This is a genomic window from Streptomyces sp. BK239 (genome assembly GCF_004217285.1).
GTDB lineage: Bacteria > Actinomycetota > Actinomycetes > Streptomycetales > Streptomycetaceae > Streptomyces.
Map to the genome: position 1 here is coordinate 1 of NZ_SHKS01000002.1, position 19400 is coordinate 19400.

Here is a 19400-nt window from a genome sequence, read left to right on the forward strand (position 1 = left end):
CCACCAGATACGACAAGACCGCCACCTCATACGAAGCAGCGGTCAGTCTCGCGTCATTCCTGCTCTGGGCAAGATCCGTTTGAAGACGGACCCTAACCGCCTCTGACAGCTCGGCGCGAGAATGCCCGGGCCTTTCGTTCACCCGGTGCTCGCGCGACGCCCCCTGCGGTCCGGTCCGCCGCGTGTGCTGGACGCCGGCCCGCCGGGTGAGCCAAGGGGGCGCGAGGCCGTCACCGGGACGGGCTGTGGCCGTTCACCGCTCACCCGCGAGGTCGAGATCACCGCTGTCAGTCTCGGCCGCGTCGTCGGCGCGTCGGGGGCGGCGCCATGGGCGGGCGATCGGGCCGGACACCGTCTGCCACCAGGCCTCCGCGGGTACCTTGCCCGCCGGTTCGAACGGCTCGCCCGGGCGGGGGAGCGCCACCGCCTGGCCGGCCTCCTCGGCCGCGTCCTTCGTCCACTCCCCCGGCTCCGCCCAGGCGTGCATCGCCAGGTTGAACGTGGCCCAGTGGATCGGCAGGAGTACGCCCGTCGGCTCGCCGCCCTGGAGGTCGAGGTGGGCGCGGAGGCCCTCCTCGGGCGTCATGTGGATGTCGGGCCAGAACTCGGAGTACGCGCCGATCTGGATCATCGTGGCGTCGAACGGGCCGTGCTCCGCGCCGATCTCGCGGAAGCCGTCGAAGTAGCCCGTGTCGCCGCTGTGGTAGATGCGGTGCTCCTCGCCCGTGACGACCCAGGAGGCCCACAGGGTGTGCTGCGTGTTGCGCAGGCCCCGGCCGCAGAAGTGGCGGGCCGGGGTGGCGGTGAGGGTGAGTCCGCCGACCTTCGTCGACTCGTGCCAGTCCAGCTCGCGCACCCGGTCCGCCGAGACGCCCCAGTGTTCGAGGTGGGCGCCCACTCCGAGCGGCGCGGCGAACAGGGTGTCGGTGCCGGCCAGGGCCTTGATCGTGGGCAGGTCCAGGTGGTCGTAGTGGTCGTGCGAGATGACGACGACGTCGACCGGGCCCAGGGCCGCGAGCGGCAGCGGGGCGGGGTGCAGCCGCTTCGGGCCCGCGAAGGGGAAGGGGGAGCAGCGCTCGCCCCACACCGGGTCGAAGAGCACCCGGTGTCCGTCGATCTCCGCCAGCACGCTGGAGTGGCCGAGCCAGGTCAGCCGCAGGCCCGTCGCGGCCGGCTTGGCCAGGTCGGCGACGGTGGTGGCGTGCACGGGGAGCGTGCCGGCCGGGGCGCGGCGGGTGCGGGTCTCCTTGTCGAGGAACGCCTTGGCCAGGTCGAGTGTGGAGCCCGAGGGGCGGGTGCGCGCGGGGCCGCCGGGGTTCTGGAAGACGCCGTCGGTGAAGTGGGGCGATCTGCGGATGCGCGCCAGGCGCTCACCGCTCGGATCCGCGCCGAAGGCCTCGGGCCGGAGCGCGCGAAGCCCTGAGCGCGGGGAACGGGAACCGGCCACGGTACCTCCAGGGTGGAATCGCTGAGGGTTCCATTATGGGCGGCCCCTGTGACGACGCCGGGGCCGACCCCGTGCGCCCCGTCGGCCGACATGCCGGGGAAGCAGACGCGCAAGCAGACCGTGACCCGGCGCGGGCGCCGCCCCCGCATCGACCATGGACGTCCGGCACCGCGCCGGCACGAACGTCCGGCGCACGCCCCCGCCGCGTCACCACCGGCGCCCCGCCCCGCGTTGACACGGCGGTCCGCCACTCCCGATACTGACCTGCCGTTCAGTAATGGCCCCAGGTCGAGGAGCCCGTATGACCGCCCCCCTGCTGTCCCTCACCTGGACCGACGACGTCACCGGCCGGCAGGGCTTCCTGGTCGTCGACCGGCTGGTGCGCGGCGTGTGCAGCGGGGGCCTGCGGATGCGGGCGGGGTGCACCCTGGAGGAGGTGACCGGCCTCGCCCGCGGCATGAGCTTCAAGGAGGCGCTGCACTACGACCCCGAGGCCCGTTACGTCCCCCTCGGCGGCGCCAAGGGCGGCATCGACTGCGATCCGCGGGACCCTGAGGCGTACGGGCTGCTGGTGCGGTATCTGCGGGCGGTGCGGCCGTACGTCGAGAGCTGCTGGACCACGGGTGAGGACCTGGGGCTCACGCAGGACGTCGTCGACCGGGCCGCCGCCGAGGCGGGTCTGGTGTCGTCGGTGCAGGCCGTCTATCCGCTGCTCGACGACGAGGAGGCGGCCCGGCGGCGGCTCGCCGACGCCTTCGCCGTCGAGGTGGACGGCATCGGCCTGGACGAGCTGGCCGGCGGCTGCGGGGTCGCCGAGTCGGTGCTCACGGCGCTGGACCGGGCGGGAATGCCGTACGCCGGGACGCGCGTCGCCCTCCAGGGGCTGGGCACCATGGGCGGGGCCACCGCCCGCTTCCTCACCCGCGCGGGGCTGACGGTGGTGGCCGTCGCCGACGTCAAGGGGACGATCGCCAACCCCGAGGGCCTGGACGTGGAGGCGCTGCTGGCCGCGCGGGACGCGTACGGCACCGTCGACCGCGCCGCCCTGCGCCCCGGCGACCGTGAACTGCCGGGCGACGCCTGGCTCTCGGCGGACGTGGAGGTGCTGGTGCCGGCGGCGGTGTCGTACGCGATCGGGGTCGAGGAGCAGGGCCGGATCACCGCCCGGTGGATCGCCGAGGCCGCCAACATGCCCGTCCTCCCGGCGGCGGAGGAGCTGCTCCTCGCGCGCGGGGTGTGCGTGCTGCCGGACGTCGTGGTCAACTCCGCTACCAACGCCTGGTGGTGGTGGACGCTCTTCGGCGACATCGGCGCGGACGCGGACGAGGCGTTCGCGCACATCCGCCGCTCGATGCGGGCGCTGGTCGACGGCGTCCTCGCGCGCGCGGAGAGCGACGGCACGACCCCCTCGCGCCGCCGCCCACGCCCTCGCCGCCCGGCGGCTGCCGGCGATCACTCGACGGTTCGGCAGCCACCGCTGAGGCGGGGCGCACCGGGTGACGGCGCGGGCCTGTGCGGAGGCGGCTGTGAGCACGTCGGTGCAGGTCGCGGGGGGGTGTGTAGGGTTGCCGCGTGGCGAGAGTCCGGTTGAGCGTGGCCGAGCGGCGTGAGGAGCTGCTGCGGGCGGCCATCGAGCAGATCGAGGCGCGGGGCGTCGCGGCGGTCAGGATCGCCGACGTGGCCGCGTCGCTCGGGGTGAGCAACGCGCTGGTGCTCTACCACTTCGAGACCAAGGAGAAGCTGGTCGCCGCCGCCTTCGCGCACGCCGCCCAGGACGATCTGGCCCGGCTGCGCAAGCTGCTGGGCCGCCGGACCAAGGCCCTGGTCCGGCTGCGGTCGGCCGTGCGCTGGTACGCGCCCACGGGCCAGGCCAAGGGCTGGCGGCTGTGGATCGAGGGCTGGGCGGTGTCGCTGCGCGAGCCCGCGCTGCGGGAGGTCGCGCGTGATCTCGACCGGCAGTGGAAGGCGGCACTGGCCGAGGTGATCGCCGAGGGCGTGGCCGCGGGCGAGTTCCGCTGCCCCGACCCGGCCGGCACCGCCCTGCGCCTGACGGCCCTGCTCGACGGTCTCGCCGTACAGCTGACGTCCTACCGGGGCGGGGTGTCCCGGGCGAAGGCCCACGACTGGGTCGAGGAGACGCTCACCCGGGAACTCGGTCTGCCGACGGGGAGTTGATCAGCAGGCAGCGTCCGGGTGGACGCGCCCGCGCACGGCCGGCGACGCGGAGGGGCCGCTCGCGCCGACGCGGTCCCTCCGGCGGACGGCCTCTCACGCCACCGACTGGATCCACATCTTGATGTCGTCCGGCGACAACGCGCCCTTGGCCGTGACGTGGTCCCCGGAGGACTCCCCGCGCAGCCTGCGGCCGATCCACGGCACGAGGTACTCGCGCGCCCATTGCACGTCGTCGCGGCGGACGTCGAGGGCGCCGCGCGGCGGCAGCGGCGGCCAGGGCTGCTCCGGGTCGGCCGGGATCTCCAGGCCGAGCACCTGGCCGGCGCGCAGCGCCACGCGTGTGTGCCCCTCCGGGGAGAGGTGGAGCCGGTCGTGGTCCCAGGCCCGCCGGTCCTGCACGGACTTCAGCGACCACAGGTCCAGCACCGGACAGCCGTAGCGGTCGGCGACGGCGCGGACGTGCCCGTTGTAGGTGGCGATCTTGCCGCGCAGGTGCTTGAGGACGGGGACGCCCCGGGTGTCGAACCCGGTCGTCACCATGACCGTGCCGCACACCGCGGTGAGTCGGGCGATCGCCTGCTCGAACCGCTCGGCGACCTCGTCGGGGTCGGTGCCGGGACGGAGGATGTCGTTGCCGCCCGCGCAGAAGGAGACGAGGTCGGGCGCGAGTTCGACGGCCCTCGGCAACTGGTCGGCCATGATCTGGTCGAGCAGCTTGCCGCGCACCGCGAGGTTCGCGTACCGGAAGTCGCCCTCCGGGCGCCGGTCCGCGAGCAGTACCGCGAACCGGTCGGCCCAGCCGACGAACGCCCCGTCGGGCCCGGGGTCGCCGACGCCCTCGGTGAAGCTGTCCCCCACCGCCACGTACGACCCGATCACTGATCTGCTGTCACTCTTCGAATCGTCTGCCACAACAGTGCATGATTCACCTTCGAATGTGACCTACGCGACCGTAAGCAAGGGTTGACTGACGGTGAGAAAGGACACCCTTAAAGAATTTGCCAATCAAGGAATAAGGGACCACACGCGGAAGTCGTCGATGCGGAAGTGGCTCCACGTGGTGCGGAACGCGAAGTGCCCGCCGGTGTAGGGCTCGGGGTCGGTGTGGTCGAACACGAGCCGCCCGTTGTTCCACCACTGGACCGTGGAGCCGTCGGACACGATGCGGACATGGTTCGGCTCGCCCGCGACGAGCAGCGGCTCGGTGTAGTCGTGGAGCAGCGGCCGCTCCCCCGGCCGACCGACGTAACGGCGCATCCGGGTCGTGGTGTTGGAGTTGGCGCCGTAGCCGACGTAGTACGTCGTGAGGTGGTCGTACTCCGCGAGGGCGCCGCCCCTGGGCGTGGCGAAGAGGTCGTCCGGGGAACGGACGTCGACGGCGTTCCAGAAGTTGTTGAGGTCGGAGACGCGGTCGTTGGCCCCGCCGGCGGAGACAGGGGTCGCGGTGTACTGGAGGACGTACGGTCCTTCGAGCCGCTCCCGGTACCAGATCGTCGCGCCGGCGGGCACGTCCACCTCGAGGGTGCCCCGGGAGGCGGTGACCGTGCCGCCGTTCTCCAGTTCCACGGCCCACCGGCACAGGCCGTGCCGGAAGTCGTCGTGGGCGACGAGCCGACGGCGCCGGGGCGCGCCGCCTGCGGGGGCGGCGTTCGCGGTGGCCGCGGGGGCGATCGCGGCGAGGGCGGCGCCGGCGGCCAGGGCGCCGAACGCTCTGCGCGAGGTCGTCATGGGGGAACGGCTCCTTCGGGACGCGCGGAGTACGGCGGACAGCGCGGAAAGCGCTTGCCCGCCGAGGGGCGGAGCTCACTGTGCCCTCGCCCCGCCACCGCTGTCGACACCCCGGGAGCCGTGCCACGAGACCGCAACACGACGGTCACGAACTCGTGGCGGCCACGGGGGGCCCGTCAGCCGACGGAGACGCCGCGCGCGCGGAGGTAGGCGACCGGGTCGACGTCGGAGCCGTAGTCCGGCGTGGTGCGGATCTCGAAGTGCAGGTGCGGTCCGGTCACGTTGCCGGTCGAGCCGGAGAGGCCGACCTGCTGGCCGGGGAAGACGCTCTGGCCGGCCGAGACGGAGAGCGCGGAGAGGTGGGCGTACTGGGCGTAGTGGCCGTCGGCGAGCCGGATGACGACCTGGTTGCCGTACGCGCCGCCCCAGCCCGCGGAGACGACCGTGCCCGCGCCGACGGCCTTGAGGGAGGTGCCGGTCGGGACGACGAAGTCGACGCCGGTGTGGTAGCCGCTGGACCACATGCTGCCGGACATCCGGTACGGGGTGCCGACGGACGCGTCGGACACGGGGAGGCGGAAACCGGAGACGTTGCCGCCGCCGCGGGTGGACTGCCCGGCCGACGCCTTCGTGGCGGACCGCGAAGAGTGCGAGGACTTCGAGGAGCGCGAGGAGTGCGAGGACTCCGAGGAGTGGGAGGACTTCGGGGCGGACGACTTGGAGGAGTGCGCGGAGCGCGATCCCTTCGACGCCGTGTCACCGGAATGGGCGGTGCCCGCGGAACCGGCCGCCGCCCGCTTGCCGATCGACAGCTTCAGTCCGGGGTGGATGAGCGAGGGGTCCTCGCCGACGGCCTCGCGGTTGTCGGCGTACAGCTTCTGCCAGCCGCCGCGCACGTGCTGCTCGTCCGCGATCCTGGAGAGGTAGTCGCCGGAACGGACCGTGTAGGTCGTGGTGTTCGCCGCGGCCGGGGCCTCGGCGGCGGCGGTGCGCTGCGCGACCGGGACGGTCTGCACGGGCTTGTCCGAGACGGAGGAGACGGACTGGGCCGCCGACTGGGCGGGAGCCGCGTGGGCGCCGGCGGCGCCGATCAGCGGGAGGGCGAGAGCCGCGCCGCCGGTGCCGGCGGCGGCGATGGAACGACTGAAGCGCGGGGCCTTGGGACGGCGGTGCTTACCCTTCGCGGGCATGGCGGGTTCCTCTCCGGCGCCTGCGAGGTGAGCTGTCGGGTGCGGGCTGGAGATGCCCGGCCGCGCCGGAGCGCGGCTTTACCCCAAGCCTGTTCCGGAGACCGGAACAGGCGGTCTTGCCTGTGGGTCCCCCGCTCCTGCCGTGGACGGGTGAGTGTCTGCGGGTTCCGGTCGGCGGCAGGATTCGGCGTCCGTCCGGATTGGCGTGAAACCTAAGCGACCCGGACACGCGGCGACAAGCGACACGTGCCCCGGTGACGTCCGCGTCGTGATCCGCTGCGCCGCGCTCCCGTCACACTCCGTGCACCTGGTGACGGATTCTGCTGGAAACGCCCATGAAAACTCCACGAATTACGTGAACATGGCTAATGACGCACGGTCACGAATATGACGCTGCTCACGCCGCACCGTTCCAGCGGCCCTTATTCCAGACCGAGTTGAACGAAGAACTCCAATTCGGGCAGAGCGCTCAGATGCGACGCAGACGGACAACCGTCGCATCCAGGTCACCGCGCAGTCCCGTACGCAACCCGTGATGCAACAGCACCGCCCCTCGGTGCACTTCGCCCGTTTCGAGGCATTCGTACGACGCCTTCGGGTCCAGGCCGCGCAACCGCACCGCCGGCGCCGGCTCACCGTAGCGCTGCGCCTGGAGCCAGGCGAGGACGACGCTCTCGTCCCCGCGCACGTACTGCACCGCGCTCAGGCCGCCCTCGGGGGCGCGCAGCCGGTGGAGGTCGCCGTGCTGGACGAGGGGCCGGATCTCCTTGTAGAGATCCACCCAGCGCCGGGCCTCGGCGAGTTCCTCCTCGGTCCACTCGGACAGGTCGCCGCCGACGCCGAGCACTCCCGCCATCGCGCTGACGAACCGGAACCGCAGCGAGCTGACGCGGCCGTTGAGCTGGGTGTTGGGGCTGTCGGTGACCCAGGCGGCCATCACCCGCGCGGGGTGGACCTGACTGAAGCCGTGCTGGATGGCGAGCCGGTCCAGCGGGTCGGTGTTGTCGGAGGTCCACACCTGGTCGGTACGGCTCATGATCCCGAGGTCGATCCGCCCGCCGCCGCCCGAGCAGGACTCGAAGGCGACACCGGGGTGCGCCTCCCGCAACCGGTCCAACAGGGCGTACAAGCCGCGCACATGGTCCACCCAGAGCCGCTGCGGATACGGGTCGTCCGGCCAGCCGGCGTCGGTGAAGCAGCGGTTGAAGTCCCACTTGACGTAGTCGACGGGCGCACTGGACAGCAGGGTGTGGAGCCGCTGCCAGAGGTACTCCTGAACGTCCTCGCGGGCGAGGTTGAGGACCAGTTGGTTGCGCAGTTCCGTCCGCTTGCGTCCCGGCTGGAACTGCACCCAGTCGGGGTGCGCCCGGTACAGGTCGCTGTCCGGGTTGACCATCTCGGGCTCGACCCAGATGCCGAACTGCATGCCGAGCGCGTGCACGTACTCGGCGAGCGGCTTCAGGCCCTTGGGGAAGCGGTCGGGGTTGGGCGTCCAGTCGCCGAGCCCCGCGTGGTCACCGGTGCGCGCGCCGAACCAGCCGTCGTCGACCACGAACAGCTCGACGCCGACGGCCGCGGCGCGGCGGGCGAGGGTGGCCTGCTGCTCCTCGGAGATGTCGAAGTAGGTGGCCTCCCAGGAGTTGAACAGCACCGGCCGGTCGCGCTCGGCGTCGGGGATCACGTGGGCGCGCTGGTAGGCGTGCCAGGCGCGGCTGGCGCCCCCGAAGCCCTCGTCGGTCCACAGGCCGGCGAAGACGGGCGTGGTGAAGTCCTCGCCGGGCGCGAGCAGCAGCAGGCCCGAGTCGTCGTGGCCGGCGCCGCCGGTGATCTGCACGCGCGCGTCGGGCAGTTGGGCGACGGAGATCCGCCACGACCCGGACCAGCCCAGGGCACAGCCGTAGACCTCGCCGCGCTCCTCGGTGGCGTCGGCGTCCAGGGCGACCCAGGGCAGGTGCTGGTGGCCGGTGTGGCCGCGGCGGCTGCCGATGACCTTCTCGCCGTAGGTGAGGGGCGCGCGGGTGAGCCGGGACTCCGCGGCCCAGCGGCCGTGCAGCTGGGACAGCCGCCAGCCGTCGCGGTCGGGGAGCGTCCAGACGGCGGAGTCGGCGCGCAGCAGCTCCAGCGGCTCGTCGCCCTGCCCACCCTCGTGACGAAGGGTCGCCCAGCGCTCCACGACGTCGCCGCGCATCCGGTAGTGCAGGGTGACGGCCAGTGGGCCGTCGCGGAAGCGCAGCCTCAGCTCGTCGCCCTCCTCGCCGCCGTCCGTCTCATGGCCGACGAACGTCCACTCGGTGCCGCGCCGTCCGGTGGTGCGTACCGACAGGGCGGGCCGCACGAAGCGGGCCCCGCCCTCCACGGGGTACTCCTCGCGGCCGTCGAGGGGGGATTCGAAGGCCCAGTAGTCCGGCAGCGGGCGCACGGCGAGCGCCTGCGCGTCGGCGAGCTCGATCCGGGGGCCCCAGTGCAGGTGCACGAGCTCGTCGGACTCGGTGACATGGACGGCGTAGCTGCTGGCGGGGCCGGAGAGGAGCCAGGTACGGCCGTCGGCGTCGGACTCGGGCATCAAACCCCCACTGATTCGAACAGGTGCGATCAATCGCCGACATCATCCGACGTGGACGTTCGCTGAGCAAACGTCAGGGGGTGCGCTTCACCCGTGGACGCCGGGACAGCAGCGGCAGCACTCCGTGGACGGTGCGGATTCGTCGCCGGGTGCGGGGTCGTCGTGGCTCGTCGCGCGGTTCCCCGCGCCCCCGAGGCCCGCGGCGCGTGAGCCGAGCCTCGTGGGTGGCTGTTCGGGCCTTGGAGGGTAGGGGGTGCGGGTCGTGGGAAGCGGTGGGCTTCGGCCTGTGGTGGTGGGGGGTGGACGGCTGCCGGGGGTGTGAATCGATGTCGTATCGTCAAGGAAGTTCCGTCGGTCACCGAGCCGCGCCGGCGGGGACCGACCGGGAGGGAGCCCCCGTGACGCAGCAGATCCCGTCGACCGAGCCCGAGCTGGCCGGGGTGCGCAACTTCCGCGACGTGGGCGGTCTGCCGACCACCGACGGCCGCAAGGTGCGGCACGGCGTGCTGTTCCGCAGCGGCCACCTCGCGCACGCGACCGGCGAGGACGCCGCGTTCCTGGCCACCCTCGGCCTGCACACCGTCTTCGACTTCCGCAACGCGGCGGACCTCAGGCTGGAGGGCCCGGACGTCGAGCTGCCGGGCGTACGCAACGTGAACCTGCCGCTGTCCGACCCGGCGGACGGCGCGGAGTTCTGGAAGATGGTCCGGGACGGCGACATCGAGCAGCTGCGCCAGATCCTCGCCGACGGCAAGGCCGCCGGCCGGATGATCGCCTCCTACCGCTCGATCATCACGCAGCGCACGGCCGAGCACTCCCGGGTGCTGCACGCGCTGGCCGAGGACAGCGTCCCCGTGCTGATGCACTGCGCGGCGGGCAAGGACCGCGCCGGACTGTCCGTCGCGGTGACGCTGCTCGCGGTGGGTGTGGAGCGCGACGCGATCCTCGCCGACTACCTGGAGTCCAACGCCAAGCACCGCCGCTACAAGGTGCGCCGCAGCGGCACCTCCGCGGACGCCTACTCCCCGGAGGTCATGGAGCTGCTCGGCCCCCTGTTCGACGCCCGCGCGGAGTACCTCTCGGCGGCGCTGGAGACCATCGAGACGACCTGGGGCGGCGTCGACCCCTACCTGGAGCAGGGGCTCGGGCTCTCGGAGCAGACCCGGGAGCGGCTCCGGGAGCGGCTCCTCGACTGAGGGGCCCTCGCGCCGCCCTCCGGGCGGCCCCGCTACTTCGCGCCGACCTCGAACAGCAGCCAGATGAACGCGGCGAGGACGTGTCCCACGGCGATGTAGATGATCAGACGGATCCAGATCCCGCGCGGGAACCTCTCCTCGATGTCACTCATGACGTCTCTCCAGGGGTGGGGCCGAGGCACAGGGCGGCCGTCGGGCTCTGCAGCAGGGTGTGGACGAAGAGCAGGTCGACCCCGTCGGGGTCGCGGGCCGCGATGCGGTGCGGGGTCAGCGAGTCGAAGTGGGCGCTGTCACCCGGCCCGAGGCGGTGGGTGGCGTCACCGAGCCGGAGCACCAGCCGGCCGCGCAGGACGTGCAGCCACTCCTCGCCGGGGTGGACGCGCACGATGTCGCCCTGGGAGCCGTGGGGGACGTGGACGCGCAGGGCCTGCATGCCCCGCCCGGACGCGCCGGCCTGCCAGTACGTCCAGCCGCCCGCGCGGGTCGGTTCCATGTCGTCGGCGCGCACCACGGCGTCCCGGTCGGCGGCCGTCTCGCCGAGCAGGTCGGAAACCGTCGTACCGTAGACGCGGGCGAGTGCCAGCAGCATGGGCAGCGAGGGTTGTCGCCGCCCGGTCTCCAGGCGGGAGAGATGGGCGGGCGAGAGCCCGGCGGCGCGGGCCGCGGCCTCCAGGGTGAGACCGGCCAGGCGGCGCAGGGAGCGCAGCCGCGGCGCGACGACCGGCAGGACGTCGCCATCGCCCCCGCCCTCGCCGGGTTCGGCGTCGGAGGGTGTCATGCCTCCATTCAGCCCGAGTTTTGCCTCTGCGGCAAACTTCTTGCCTCAGAGGCAAAGCCTCACCGCTCGGTGACCGCCTGCTTGACGAGGGTCTTGCCGAAGTCCCACATCAGCCCGCCCCCGTTGTGCGCGTCGTCCATCACCTCGGTGAAGGCGGCGACGAACCGGTCGACCTCCCGCTCCCCGATGACGAGCGGCGGGATCAGCTTGATCACCTCCAGGTGGTCGCCGGAGACCTGGGTGAGGATCCGGTGCCGCTGGAGCAGCGGTACGACCACCATCTGGGCGAACAGCCCCTTGCGGGCGGCCTGGAGCATCGCCCACCGGCTCCGCAGCTTCAGCGACTTCGGCCGGCCGAACTCGATGCCGATCATCAGCCCCCGGCCGCGGACGTCGGCGAGCAGCTCGTACTCGCCGGTGAGCGCCGCCAGCCGCGACTTCAGCAGCTCGCCGGTGGCGCGGGCGTTGGCGACGATCTGCTCGTTCTCCATGACCGACAGCACGGCGAGGCCGGCGGCCATGGCCTGGGCGTTGGACCCGAAGCTCGCCGAGTGGACCAGCACCCGGTCCATGGAGGAGTAGACCTTCCTGAAGATCCAGTCCTTGCCGAGGGTGGCTCCGACCGGCACATAGCCGCCGGAGAGGGCCTTCGCCACGCACACCAGGTCGGGTTCGACGCCGTCCTCGTGCTGGTGGGCGTAGAAGTCGCCGGTGCGGCCCAGGCCCGTCTGCACCTCGTCGGCGACGAGCAGCGCCTTGTGCCGGTGCAGGAGTTCCTGGGCGGCGCGCAGATAGCCGGGCGGGGCCTCGTGCACGCCCTTGCCCTGGATCGGCTCGACGATCAGTGCGGCGACGTCGCCCTTGGCCAACTCGCGGGCGAGGGCGTCGAGATCACCGAGGGGCACGGCCGTGTCGGGCAGCAGCGGGGCGAAGCCGTCGCGGAAGCCGGACTCGCCGTTGACGGACAGGGAGCCCGTGGTCAGTCCGTGGAAGGCGTGGTCGCAGTAGAGGACGCGGGGTCTGCCGGTCGCGTAGCGGGCGAACTTCAGCGCGGTCTCGACGGCCTCCGTGCCGCTGTTGCCGAAGAACACGCGGTCCAGGTGCGGGCTGTGGGCGAGGAGTCTCTCCGCGAGCAGTCCCGGCAGCGGCTGGCAGTCGAAGCGGGTGAGGTCGGCGAGCTGCGCGTCGAGCACGTCGTGCAGCGCCCGGCGGACGACGGGATGGTGCCGGCCCAGCCCCATCACGCCGAACCCGGCGAGCATGTCGAGGTAGTCGTGCCCGTCGGCGTCCCAGAAGTAGGCGCCCTCGGCTCGCTCGTAGACCTTGTCGAAGCCGATGGTGTGCAGCATGCGCGGCAGCTGGTGGTTGAGGTACCTGTCGTGCAGTGCGTAGCGTTCGGCTCCGCGCTCGGCCAGGAGCGCGCCGAGGTCGAACTCCTTGCTCATCGGCTCTCCTTGACCGGACCGGCGAGGTCCCTGACGGCGGCGCTCGCACCGATCCGTCCGGCGATCTCGACGGGCGTGAGGCCGATGTCGGCCAGCACTTCCGAGCGTTTGGCGTGGGCGAGGAACTGCTCGGGGATGCCGAACCGCCTTACCGGCACGTCGACTTCGGCGTCGCTCAACGCCAGGGCCACGGCCGAACCGACGCCCGCGGCACGGCTGTTGTCCTCGACGACGGCGACGAGCCGGTGCGCGGCGGCGAGTTCGGGCAGCGCCGGGTCGACGGGCTTGACCCACCGCGGGTCGACCACCGTGCAGTGGACACCGCGTGCCGCGAGCAGTTCGGCGGCCCGCAGGCACACCGGCGCCATGACGCCGACCGCGACCAGCAGCACGTCAGGGCGTTCGCCCCGGCGCAGCACGTCCATGCCGCCCACCCGGTCGACGGCGGGGACGGACGGGCCGACGGACTCCTTAGGGAAGCGCACCAGGGTGGGCGCGTCGTCGACGGCGACGGCCTCCCGCAGCTGGGCGCGGAGCTGGTCGGCGTCGCGGGGCGCGGAGATCCTCAGGCCGGGGACGACCTGGAGGACGGACATGTCCCACATGCCGTTGTGGGAGGCCCCGTCGACGCCGGTCACCCCAGCCCGGTCGAGGACGAACGTGACCCCGCAGCGGTGCAGGGCCACGTCCATCAGCAACTGGTCGAAGGCGCGGTTGAGGAAGGTGGCGTAGACGGCGACGACGGGGTGCAGTCCGCCGGTGGCGAGGCCGGCGGCGCTCACGGCGGCGTGCTGTTCGGCGATGCCGACGTCCCAGACCCGGTCCGGGAAGCGCTCGGCGAACGGGCCGAGGCCCACCGGGTGCAGCATGGCCGCGGTGATCGCCACGACGTCGTCGCGTTCCTCGCCGATGCGTACGATCTCCTCGCCGAACACGGACGTCCAGGAGGGGCCGCCGGCCGGTACGAGCGGCGCGCAGGTCAGGGGGTCCATCACGCCGACGGTGTGGAAGCGGTCCTCCTCGTGGGCGAGGGCGGGTTCGCAGCCGCGGCCCTTCTCGGTGAGGCAGTGCACCAGCACCGGGCCGTGGAAGCGCTTGGCGCGCCGCAGCGCGGACTCGACGGCCCCGATGTCGTGCCCGTCGATCGGGCCGACGTACTTCAGGCCGAGGTCCTCGAACATGCCCTGCGGGGCGAACGCGTCCTTGAAGCCCTTCTTCGCGCCGTGCAGGGACTCGTAGAGCGTGGGGCCGACGACAGGGGTCCGCTGCAGGACGTCCTTGCCCCAGGCGAGCACCTTCTCGTAGCCGTCGGTGGTGCGCAGGGCGGCCAGGTGGTTGGCCAGGCCGCCGATGGTCGGCGCGTAGGAGCGTTCGTTGTCGTTGACGACGATGATCAGCGGCCGGTCCCTGGCGGCGGCGATGTTGTTGAGCGCCTCCCAGGCCATGCCGCCGGTGAGCGCGCCGTCGCCGACGACCGCCACGACGTGCCCCGTCTCACCCAGCACCTGGCGGGCCTTGGCCAGTCCGTCGGCCCAGCCGAGTGCGGTGGAGGCGTGGCTGTTCTCGATGACGTCGTGCTCGGACTCCTCGCGGGAGGGGTAGCCGGACAGGCCGCCCTTGCCGCGCAGCTTGGAGAAGTCCTGACGGCCGGTCAGGAGCTTGTGGACATAACTTTGGTGGCCGGTGTCCCACAGGATGCGGTCGGCCGGAGAGTCGAAGACGCGGTGGAGCGCGACGGTCAGCTCCACCACGCCCAGGTTGGGGCCGAGGTGCCCGCCGGTGCGGGCCACCGCGTGCACCAGGAACTCCCTGATTTCGTCGGACAGTTCACCGAGTTCCGCCTCGGACAGCGCCTTCAGGTCACGCGGTTGCCGGATGTTCTCCAGGATGGTCACGCTCGGGCCCCCTCTCGTTGCGTACGGCTGCTCTCACGGCGCCGGCCGGCCCGCCCTCACTCCCGGTTGCCGGAGACGGTCTCGCGCATCGCGCGCAGCGACTCCTTCAGCGAGCCCATGGTGGCGAGGACGGCGGTGGGCTCGTAGCCGCAGTGGGCCATGCAGTTGGCGCAGCGCGGGTCCTTGCCGCGGCCGTAGCGGTCCCAGTCGGTGTCCTCGACGAGCTCGCGGTACGTGGGCACGTATCCGTCGCTCATCAGGTAGCAGGGCCTCTGCCAGCCGAACAGGGAGTAGTTGGGGATCGCCCAGGCGGTGCAGGGGAAGTCGACCCTGCCTTCGAGGAAGTCCAGGAAGAGCGGGGAGTGGTTGAGCCGCCAGCGGCGCCGGTTGCCGCCCGCGAAGGCCTTCCTGAACAGCTCGCGGGTCTGTTCCACGCCGAGGAAGTGCTCCTGGTCGGGGGCCTTCTCGTAGGCGTACGCGGGCGAGATCATCATCTCGTCCACCTTGAGGTCGTCGTTGAGGAAGTTGAGCACCTCGACGATGGTCTGCGGGGTGTCGGTGTTGAAGAACGTGGAGTTGGTGGTGACCCGGAAGCCGCGCCGCTTGGCCTCCTTGATCGCCGCCACGGCCTCGTCGAAGACGCCCTCCTTGGCCACCGACTCGTCGTGGCGTTCGCGCAGTCCGTCGATGTGCACGGCGAAGGCGAAGTAGGGGGACGGGCTGAACCGGTCCATCTTCTTGCGCAGCAGCATCGCGTTGGTGCAGAGGAAGACGTACTTCCGTCTCGCCACCAACTGCCGCACGATCTCGTCGATGTGAGGGTGCATCAGCGGTTCGCCGCCGGCGATGGAGACCATCGGGGCGCCGGATTCGAGCACCGCTCCCACGGCCTGGGCGACCGGCATGCGCTGCTTGAGCACGCCCGCCGGATGCTGGATCTTCCCGCAGCCCTCACACTTGAGGTTGCAGGCGAAGAGGGGCTCCAGCTCGACGATGAGCGGGAACTTGTCGCGTTTGCGGAGCTTTTGTTCAGCCAAGTATGTAGCGACCTTGATGGACTGGCGCAGCGGCATGGCCATCTGGCTCACCTCCGGGGGAGCAGCACGTTTCGGTGCCATTCGAAGAATGCAGGCAGGACGGAGCGAAGGACGCGGAAAGCCGATATTCCACCGCGCACCGTGCCGATCCGGACGAGTTCATGTTCAGGAGCGTCCACGACCACCCGGACGGCCGCAACCGGGCGCATCGAAGCGCGGAGGGCGCTCAGGAGCGTGGCCGCGGACTCCATGTCGGCGGCGATCGCGCCGGTGCCGAGCAGGTCGGAGCGCTCCGGGCCGCGCACCACGTGGTCGGAGCCGGTCAGCGGGCCGGTGTGGACGGTGCGGCCGGGCAGGATGCGGGTGAGTTCCTTGACGAGCAGTTCGGTCCCCACGCACGCCACGGTGCCGCGCGGGTCGCGGGTCTCCTCGGCGACGACCAGGTCGCCGGGGTGCATTCCGGGGGCGAGTCCGGCGCAGAAGCCGGTGGCGATGACCGCCGCCCCGCCGAGCGGCGCGCCCGACAGGGCATGGGTGACGGAGCGTTCGGCCGCCTTCGGTCCCATCCCGGTGCGCAGGACGGTGACCGGCCCGCCGGCCCCGCCGCGGTCGCCCATGCGCAGGGCGAGGTGCTCGATGCCGAGGGCGCAGGCGATCAGCAGCGGGGCGGAGGCGGGCCGTGCGTTCATCAGCGTCCCTCGGCCTTCGCGGCCACCGTGCCGGCCGTGTCCTCGGCAGCCGCCCGGACCGTCTTCTCGGCGAACGGCTCTCCGTGGACGTAGCGGCCGAGCGCGGTCAGCGGGAACACCTGCCGGTAGAGGTGGTAGTTGATGGAGAAGTCCCAGGGGAAGCCGGTCCCGGTGAACTGCGGCTCGTCCCAGGAGCCGTCCTCCCGCTGGGTCGCGGCGAGCCAGTCCACGCCCCGCCGGACGGCCTCGGACTCGCGCTCCCCCGCCGCGAGCAGCGCCATCAGCGCCCAGGCGGTCTGGGAGGCGGTGGAGACGCCCCGGCCGCTCCAGCGGGCCGGGTCCTCGTAGGAGCGCAGGTCCTCGCCCCAGCCGCCGTCGTCGTTCTGCACCCGCTCCAGCCAGGCCACCGCCCGCCGGATCGCCGGGTGCTGGGCGGGCATCCCGGCGGCGGTCAGCGCGGGCACCACCGAGCCGGTGCCGTAGATGTAGTTGACGCCCCAGCGCCCGAACCACGAGCCGTCCGGCTCCTGTTCGGCGAGCAGCCAGTCGATGCCGCGCCGGGTGCGCGGGTCGCCGGCGAGTCCCTCGACGGCCAGCATCTCCACGACGTGCGCGGTGACGTCGGCCGAGGGCGGGTCGATGACCTCACCGAAGTCGCAGAACGGCAGCCGGTTGGGGAAGGGGCTGGTGTTGTCGACGTCGAAGGCGCCCCAACCGCCGTCGCGCGACTGCATCCCGAGGTTCCAGCGCACTCCGCGCTCGACGGCCTTGTCCAGCCGCTGCGGGTCGTGGTGGCGGACCCGGCGCAGTGCGAGGACCACCTCGGCGGTGTCGTCCATGTCGGGGTAGTTGTCGTTGTGGAACTCGAACGCCCACCCTCCGGGCGGGAGTTCGGGCCTGCGCACGGACCAGTCGCCGGGCCGTACGACCTGCTCGCCGAGCATCCAGTCGGCCGCCTTGACCAGTTGAGGGTGGTCGGCGGGCACCCCCGCATCGGCCAGCGCGATCGTGGCGAGGCAGGTGTCCCACACGGGCGACTGGCAGGCCTCGATCATCCGGGCCCCGTCCTCGCGCCGGACCGCGTACCGGTCGAGGGACTCGAGGCCCGCCCGCATCACCGGGTGCTGGAGGTCGTAGCCGAGCAGGTGCAGAGCGATCACGGAGTACACGGCGGGCGGCTGGATGCCGCCCCAGCAGCCGTCGTTCTCCTGCCGTTCGATGATCCAGCGTGCGGCGGAGTTCAGGGCGGCGCGGCGCAGCCGGCGCACCGCGACCGTGCGGTAGGCGCGCACCACCTTGTCGAGGCGCTGGAAGAGGCCGTCCCAGGTGTGCAGCGGCGCCGGCGGCCTGGGCGGGTTGGGCCGTGCGGGGTCGGTGTGCAGCTCGTCGAGCGGGAAGGGCGCCGGGCGCACCGGGCGCTTGGCCGAGACGACGGTGAGCGGGACGATCGTCTGCCGTGCCCAGCAGCCGAAGTTGTAGATGCTGAGCGGGAACCACTTGGGGAAGTAGAGGAGTTCCGGCGGGAGTTCGGGCAGGTCCTCCCACTTCCACCAGCCGAACAGGGCGAGCCAGATCCGGGTGAAGACGCGGGCGGCGGCGATGCCGCCGTGCGCGCGGACCCAGGCGGAGGCTCTCGCCATGTGGGGCGCGTCGGGCGGGTCCCCGGCCAGGCGCAGGGCGACGTAGGCCTCGACGGTGGCGGAGAGTTCGCCGGGGCCGCCATGGAAGGTGGCCCACGTCCCGTCCTCGCGTTGCTCGCCGCGGATGAAGAGGGCGGCGGCCCGGGTCGTCGACTCGTCGCGGATGCCCAGGAACTGACGGAGCAGCAGGTCCTCGGCGTCCATGCTGACGTTGGTCTCGAGGTCGCCCTTCCACCAGCCTTCGGCGTCCTGCCGGGCGAGCAGGAAGTCTCTGGCGCGCCGCATGGCGCGCTCGGCGGTCTGCTGTGCCCCGGCCGCCTCGGGGATGTCGCTGTCGGTGTCGCTGGCCGCCGCGGCCCGGGGCGGCAGGGCCCCGGGGGTCGGGTCGGTCGTCGCTGTCATGGCTTCCCCTTCGTGCAGTGTGCATGGCGTTGCGTCTGCTGTGGGTCCGCCGTCGGCCGGTGCGTCTCTTCCCTCGACACCGGCCGGCGACTACGCGAGGGCTATTCGACCGATGGGGATCATCTCTTGCGCACGACGACGAAGTCGGCGAGCGCCGTGAACCGGTCCCGCACCTGCTCGGGCATGTCGACGGCGTTCAGCGCGTCGAGGGCGATCGTGTGCTGACGGCGTGCCTCCTCGGCGGTCCACGCCCGTCCGCCGGCCTCCTCGATGAGGGCGGCGCGGGCCGCGAACTCCTCCTCGGAGAAGTTCTCGATGTCGCTGCTCTTGGCGTCGGCGGCGAGCATCTCGCCGAGCCGCTCGGAGGCGGGTCCGCCCGCGGCGAGCGCCGCCACGACCGGCAGGGACTTCTTGCGCTGGCGCAGGTCGCTCCAGGTCTGCTTGCCGGTGGAGACCGGGTCGCCCCAGATGCCGAGGAGGTCGTCGATGGCCTGGAAGGCGAGGCCGAGGTGGTAGCCGTAGCGCTCCAGGGCGTCGGCGGTGGGGTCGTCGGCGCCGCCGAGCACGGCGCCGACGGAGCTGGCGCAGGCCAGCAGCGCGCCGGTCTTGTTGCCCTCCATCTCCAGGCACTCCTCGACGCTGACCCGGTCGCGGTGCTCGTAGGAGATGTCCTGCGCCTGACCGTCGATCAGGGCGCGGGTGGCGGTGGTCAGCCGCCGGGTGGCCCGTGCGGCCTCGGCCGTGCCGAGCTCCAGCAGGACCTCGCCGGCGAGGGCGAACAGGGCGTCGCCGACCAGGATGGCCTGGGCGGGGCCGTGCACCTTCCAGACGGTGTCGCGGTGCCGGCGCTGCTCGTCGCCGTCCATCAGGTCGTCGTGCAGGAGCGAGAAGTTGTGGACCAGCTCCACGGCGACGGCGCCGGGCACGCCCACCTCGGGGCGGGCGCCGGCGACCTCAGCGGAGAGCACCGCGAGCGCGGGACGCACGGCCTTGCCGCCGTCGCCTTCGGTCGGGTTGCCCTGGGCGTCGATCCAGCCGAAGTGGTAGGCGGCGACGGTGTCCATGGGGGGCGCCAGCCGGTCGACGGCCGCCCGAAGCACCGGTGTCGCCAGGGTCCGGCCGCGCTCGAGGAGCGCGGCGACGTCCACCGCGGTCTTACGAGCGGCCGTCGTGGCCGTGGGCACAGGGGGCACGGTTTCTCCTCTTGTCGCGGTG

At 72.4% G+C, this 19400-nt stretch carries 15 protein-coding genes, 1 pseudogene and 1 riboswitch; of the genes and pseudogenes, 3 read left to right on the forward strand and 13 right to left on the reverse strand.

The genetic code is table 11. From position 1 onward, the window contains the following. Positions 1 to 253: 253 nt before the first annotated feature. Complete coding sequence (locus EV567_RS05920; RefSeq protein WP_130437596.1) at positions 254 to 1447, reverse strand: MBL fold metallo-hydrolase; 1194 nt, start codon at positions 1445 to 1447, stop codon at positions 254 to 256. Between the two features lie 301 nt (positions 1448 to 1748). On the opposite strand from EV567_RS05920, the pseudogene EV567_RS05925 reads away from it, so the two are divergent. Then, a pseudogene (locus EV567_RS05925) lies at positions 1749 to 2928 on the forward strand (Glu/Leu/Phe/Val dehydrogenase dimerization domain-containing protein). A 91-nt stretch (positions 2929 to 3019) separates the two neighbouring features. Then, positions 3020 to 3622, forward strand: a complete 603-nt coding sequence (locus tag EV567_RS05930; protein WP_130437597.1) for a TetR/AcrR family transcriptional regulator — start codon at positions 3020 to 3022, stop codon at positions 3620 to 3622. A 93-nt stretch (positions 3623 to 3715) separates the two neighbouring features. On the opposite strand, the gene EV567_RS05935 is transcribed toward EV567_RS05930, so the two are convergent. From EV567_RS05935 to EV567_RS05950, 4 genes are all read right to left on the reverse strand, one after another. After that, a complete protein-coding gene (locus EV567_RS05935; RefSeq protein ID WP_130438275.1) occupies positions 3716 to 4501 on the reverse strand; it encodes an SGNH/GDSL hydrolase family protein in 786 nt (261 codons plus the stop codon). A gap of 126 nt (positions 4502 to 4627) precedes the next feature. Next, positions 4628 to 5350: a DUF6250 domain-containing protein gene (locus tag EV567_RS05940; RefSeq protein ID WP_130437598.1), complete on the reverse strand. Its 723-nt coding sequence runs from the start codon at positions 5348 to 5350 to the stop codon at positions 4628 to 4630. 176 nt (positions 5351 to 5526) lie between these two features. Next, the gene (locus EV567_RS05945) at positions 5527 to 6540 is read right to left on the reverse strand and encodes a peptidoglycan DD-metalloendopeptidase family protein (protein ID WP_130437599.1); all 1014 of its coding nucleotides are present in this window, start codon (positions 6538 to 6540) and stop codon (positions 5527 to 5529) included. A gap of 4 nt (positions 6541 to 6544) precedes the next feature. After that, positions 6545 to 6703, reverse strand: a riboswitch (cyclic di-AMP (ydaO/yuaA leader). A 306-nt stretch (positions 6704 to 7009) separates the two neighbouring features. Then, positions 7010 to 9103, reverse strand: coding sequence for an alpha-galactosidase (locus tag EV567_RS05950; RefSeq protein WP_130437600.1), 2094 nt, complete (start codon positions 9101 to 9103; stop codon positions 7010 to 7012). Between the two features lie 398 nt (positions 9104 to 9501). Between EV567_RS05950 and EV567_RS05955 the strand changes: the two genes are divergently transcribed. Continuing rightward, positions 9502 to 10299, forward strand: coding sequence for a tyrosine-protein phosphatase (locus tag EV567_RS05955; protein WP_130437601.1), 798 nt, complete (start codon positions 9502 to 9504; stop codon positions 10297 to 10299). A gap of 32 nt (positions 10300 to 10331) precedes the next feature. Here EV567_RS05955 and EV567_RS05960 read toward each other — a convergent pair whose 3' ends face one another. The 8 genes from EV567_RS05960 to EV567_RS05995 all read right to left on the reverse strand — a co-directional run bounded on the left by EV567_RS05960 (position 10332) and on the right by EV567_RS05995 (position 19369). After that, positions 10332 to 10451, reverse strand: a complete 120-nt coding sequence (locus tag EV567_RS05960; RefSeq protein ID WP_130437602.1) for a DUF6126 family protein — start codon at positions 10449 to 10451, stop codon at positions 10332 to 10334. Next, positions 10448 to 11077, reverse strand: coding sequence for a helix-turn-helix domain-containing protein (locus tag EV567_RS05965; protein ID WP_130437603.1), 630 nt, complete (start codon positions 11075 to 11077; stop codon positions 10448 to 10450). Before EV567_RS05965 ends, EV567_RS05960 begins: the two co-directional genes overlap by 4 nt. Before the next feature lie 59 nt (positions 11078 to 11136). Then, complete coding sequence (locus tag EV567_RS05970) at positions 11137 to 12522, reverse strand: aspartate aminotransferase family protein (RefSeq protein WP_130437604.1); 1386 nt, start codon at positions 12520 to 12522, stop codon at positions 11137 to 11139. Next, complete coding sequence (dxs, locus tag EV567_RS05975; RefSeq protein WP_130437605.1) at positions 12519 to 14417, reverse strand: 1-deoxy-D-xylulose-5-phosphate synthase; 1899 nt, start codon at positions 14415 to 14417, stop codon at positions 12519 to 12521. The genes EV567_RS05970 and dxs overlap by 4 nt, the downstream gene beginning before the upstream one ends. Positions 14418 to 14473: 56 nt before the next feature. After that, on the reverse strand, positions 14474 to 15496 hold the full coding sequence (hpnH, locus tag EV567_RS05980) for an adenosyl-hopene transferase HpnH (protein WP_130437606.1): 1023 nt from the start codon (positions 15494 to 15496) through the stop codon (positions 14474 to 14476). A 5-nt stretch (positions 15497 to 15501) separates the two neighbouring features. Next, positions 15502 to 16143 carry a 1-hydroxy-2-methyl-2-butenyl 4-diphosphate reductase gene (locus EV567_RS05985; RefSeq protein ID WP_130437607.1) on the reverse strand — a complete coding sequence of 214 codons (642 nt, stop codon included), beginning with the start codon at positions 16141 to 16143 and terminating at the stop codon, positions 15502 to 15504. After that, complete coding sequence (gene shc / locus EV567_RS05990) at positions 16143 to 18185, reverse strand: squalene--hopene cyclase (RefSeq protein ID WP_130437608.1); 2043 nt, start codon at positions 18183 to 18185, stop codon at positions 16143 to 16145. The genes EV567_RS05985 and shc overlap by 1 nt, the downstream gene beginning before the upstream one ends. Positions 18186 to 18304: 119 nt before the next feature. Then, positions 18305 to 19369: a polyprenyl synthetase family protein gene (locus EV567_RS05995; RefSeq protein WP_165430337.1), complete on the reverse strand. Its 1065-nt coding sequence runs from the start codon at positions 19367 to 19369 to the stop codon at positions 18305 to 18307. Between the last annotated feature and the right edge of the window lie 31 nt (positions 19370 to 19400).

What these genes read in the sequence shown, in the direction of transcription:
- EV567_RS05970 (WP_130437604.1), bottom strand. Translation starts at nt 12,522, where the DNA reads ATGAGCAAGGAGTTCGACCTCGGCGCGCTCCTGGCCGAGCGCGGAGCC.
- EV567_RS05945 (WP_130437599.1), bottom strand. Translation starts at nt 6,540, where the DNA reads ATGCCCGCGAAGGGTAAGCACCGCCGTCCCAAGGCCCCGCGCTTCAGT.
- EV567_RS05960 (WP_130437602.1), bottom strand. Translation starts at nt 10,451, where the DNA reads ATGAGTGACATCGAGGAGAGGTTCCCGCGCGGGATCTGGATCCGTCTG.
- hpnH (WP_130437606.1), bottom strand. Translation starts at nt 15,496, where the DNA reads ATGGCCATGCCGCTGCGCCAGTCCATCAAGGTCGCTACATACTTGGCT.
- EV567_RS05940 (WP_130437598.1), bottom strand. Translation starts at nt 5,350, where the DNA reads ATGACGACCTCGCGCAGAGCGTTCGGCGCCCTGGCCGCCGGCGCCGCC.
- EV567_RS05950 (WP_130437600.1), bottom strand. Translation starts at nt 9,103, where the DNA reads ATGCCCGAGTCCGACGCCGACGGCCGTACCTGGCTCCTCTCCGGCCCC.
- EV567_RS05985 (WP_130437607.1), bottom strand. Translation starts at nt 16,143, where the DNA reads ATGAACGCACGGCCCGCCTCCGCCCCGCTGCTGATCGCCTGCGCCCTC.
- EV567_RS05965 (WP_130437603.1), bottom strand. Translation starts at nt 11,077, where the DNA reads ATGACACCCTCCGACGCCGAACCCGGCGAGGGCGGGGGCGATGGCGAC.
- shc (WP_130437608.1), bottom strand. Translation starts at nt 18,185, where the DNA reads ATGACAGCGACGACCGACCCGACCCCCGGGGCCCTGCCGCCCCGGGCC.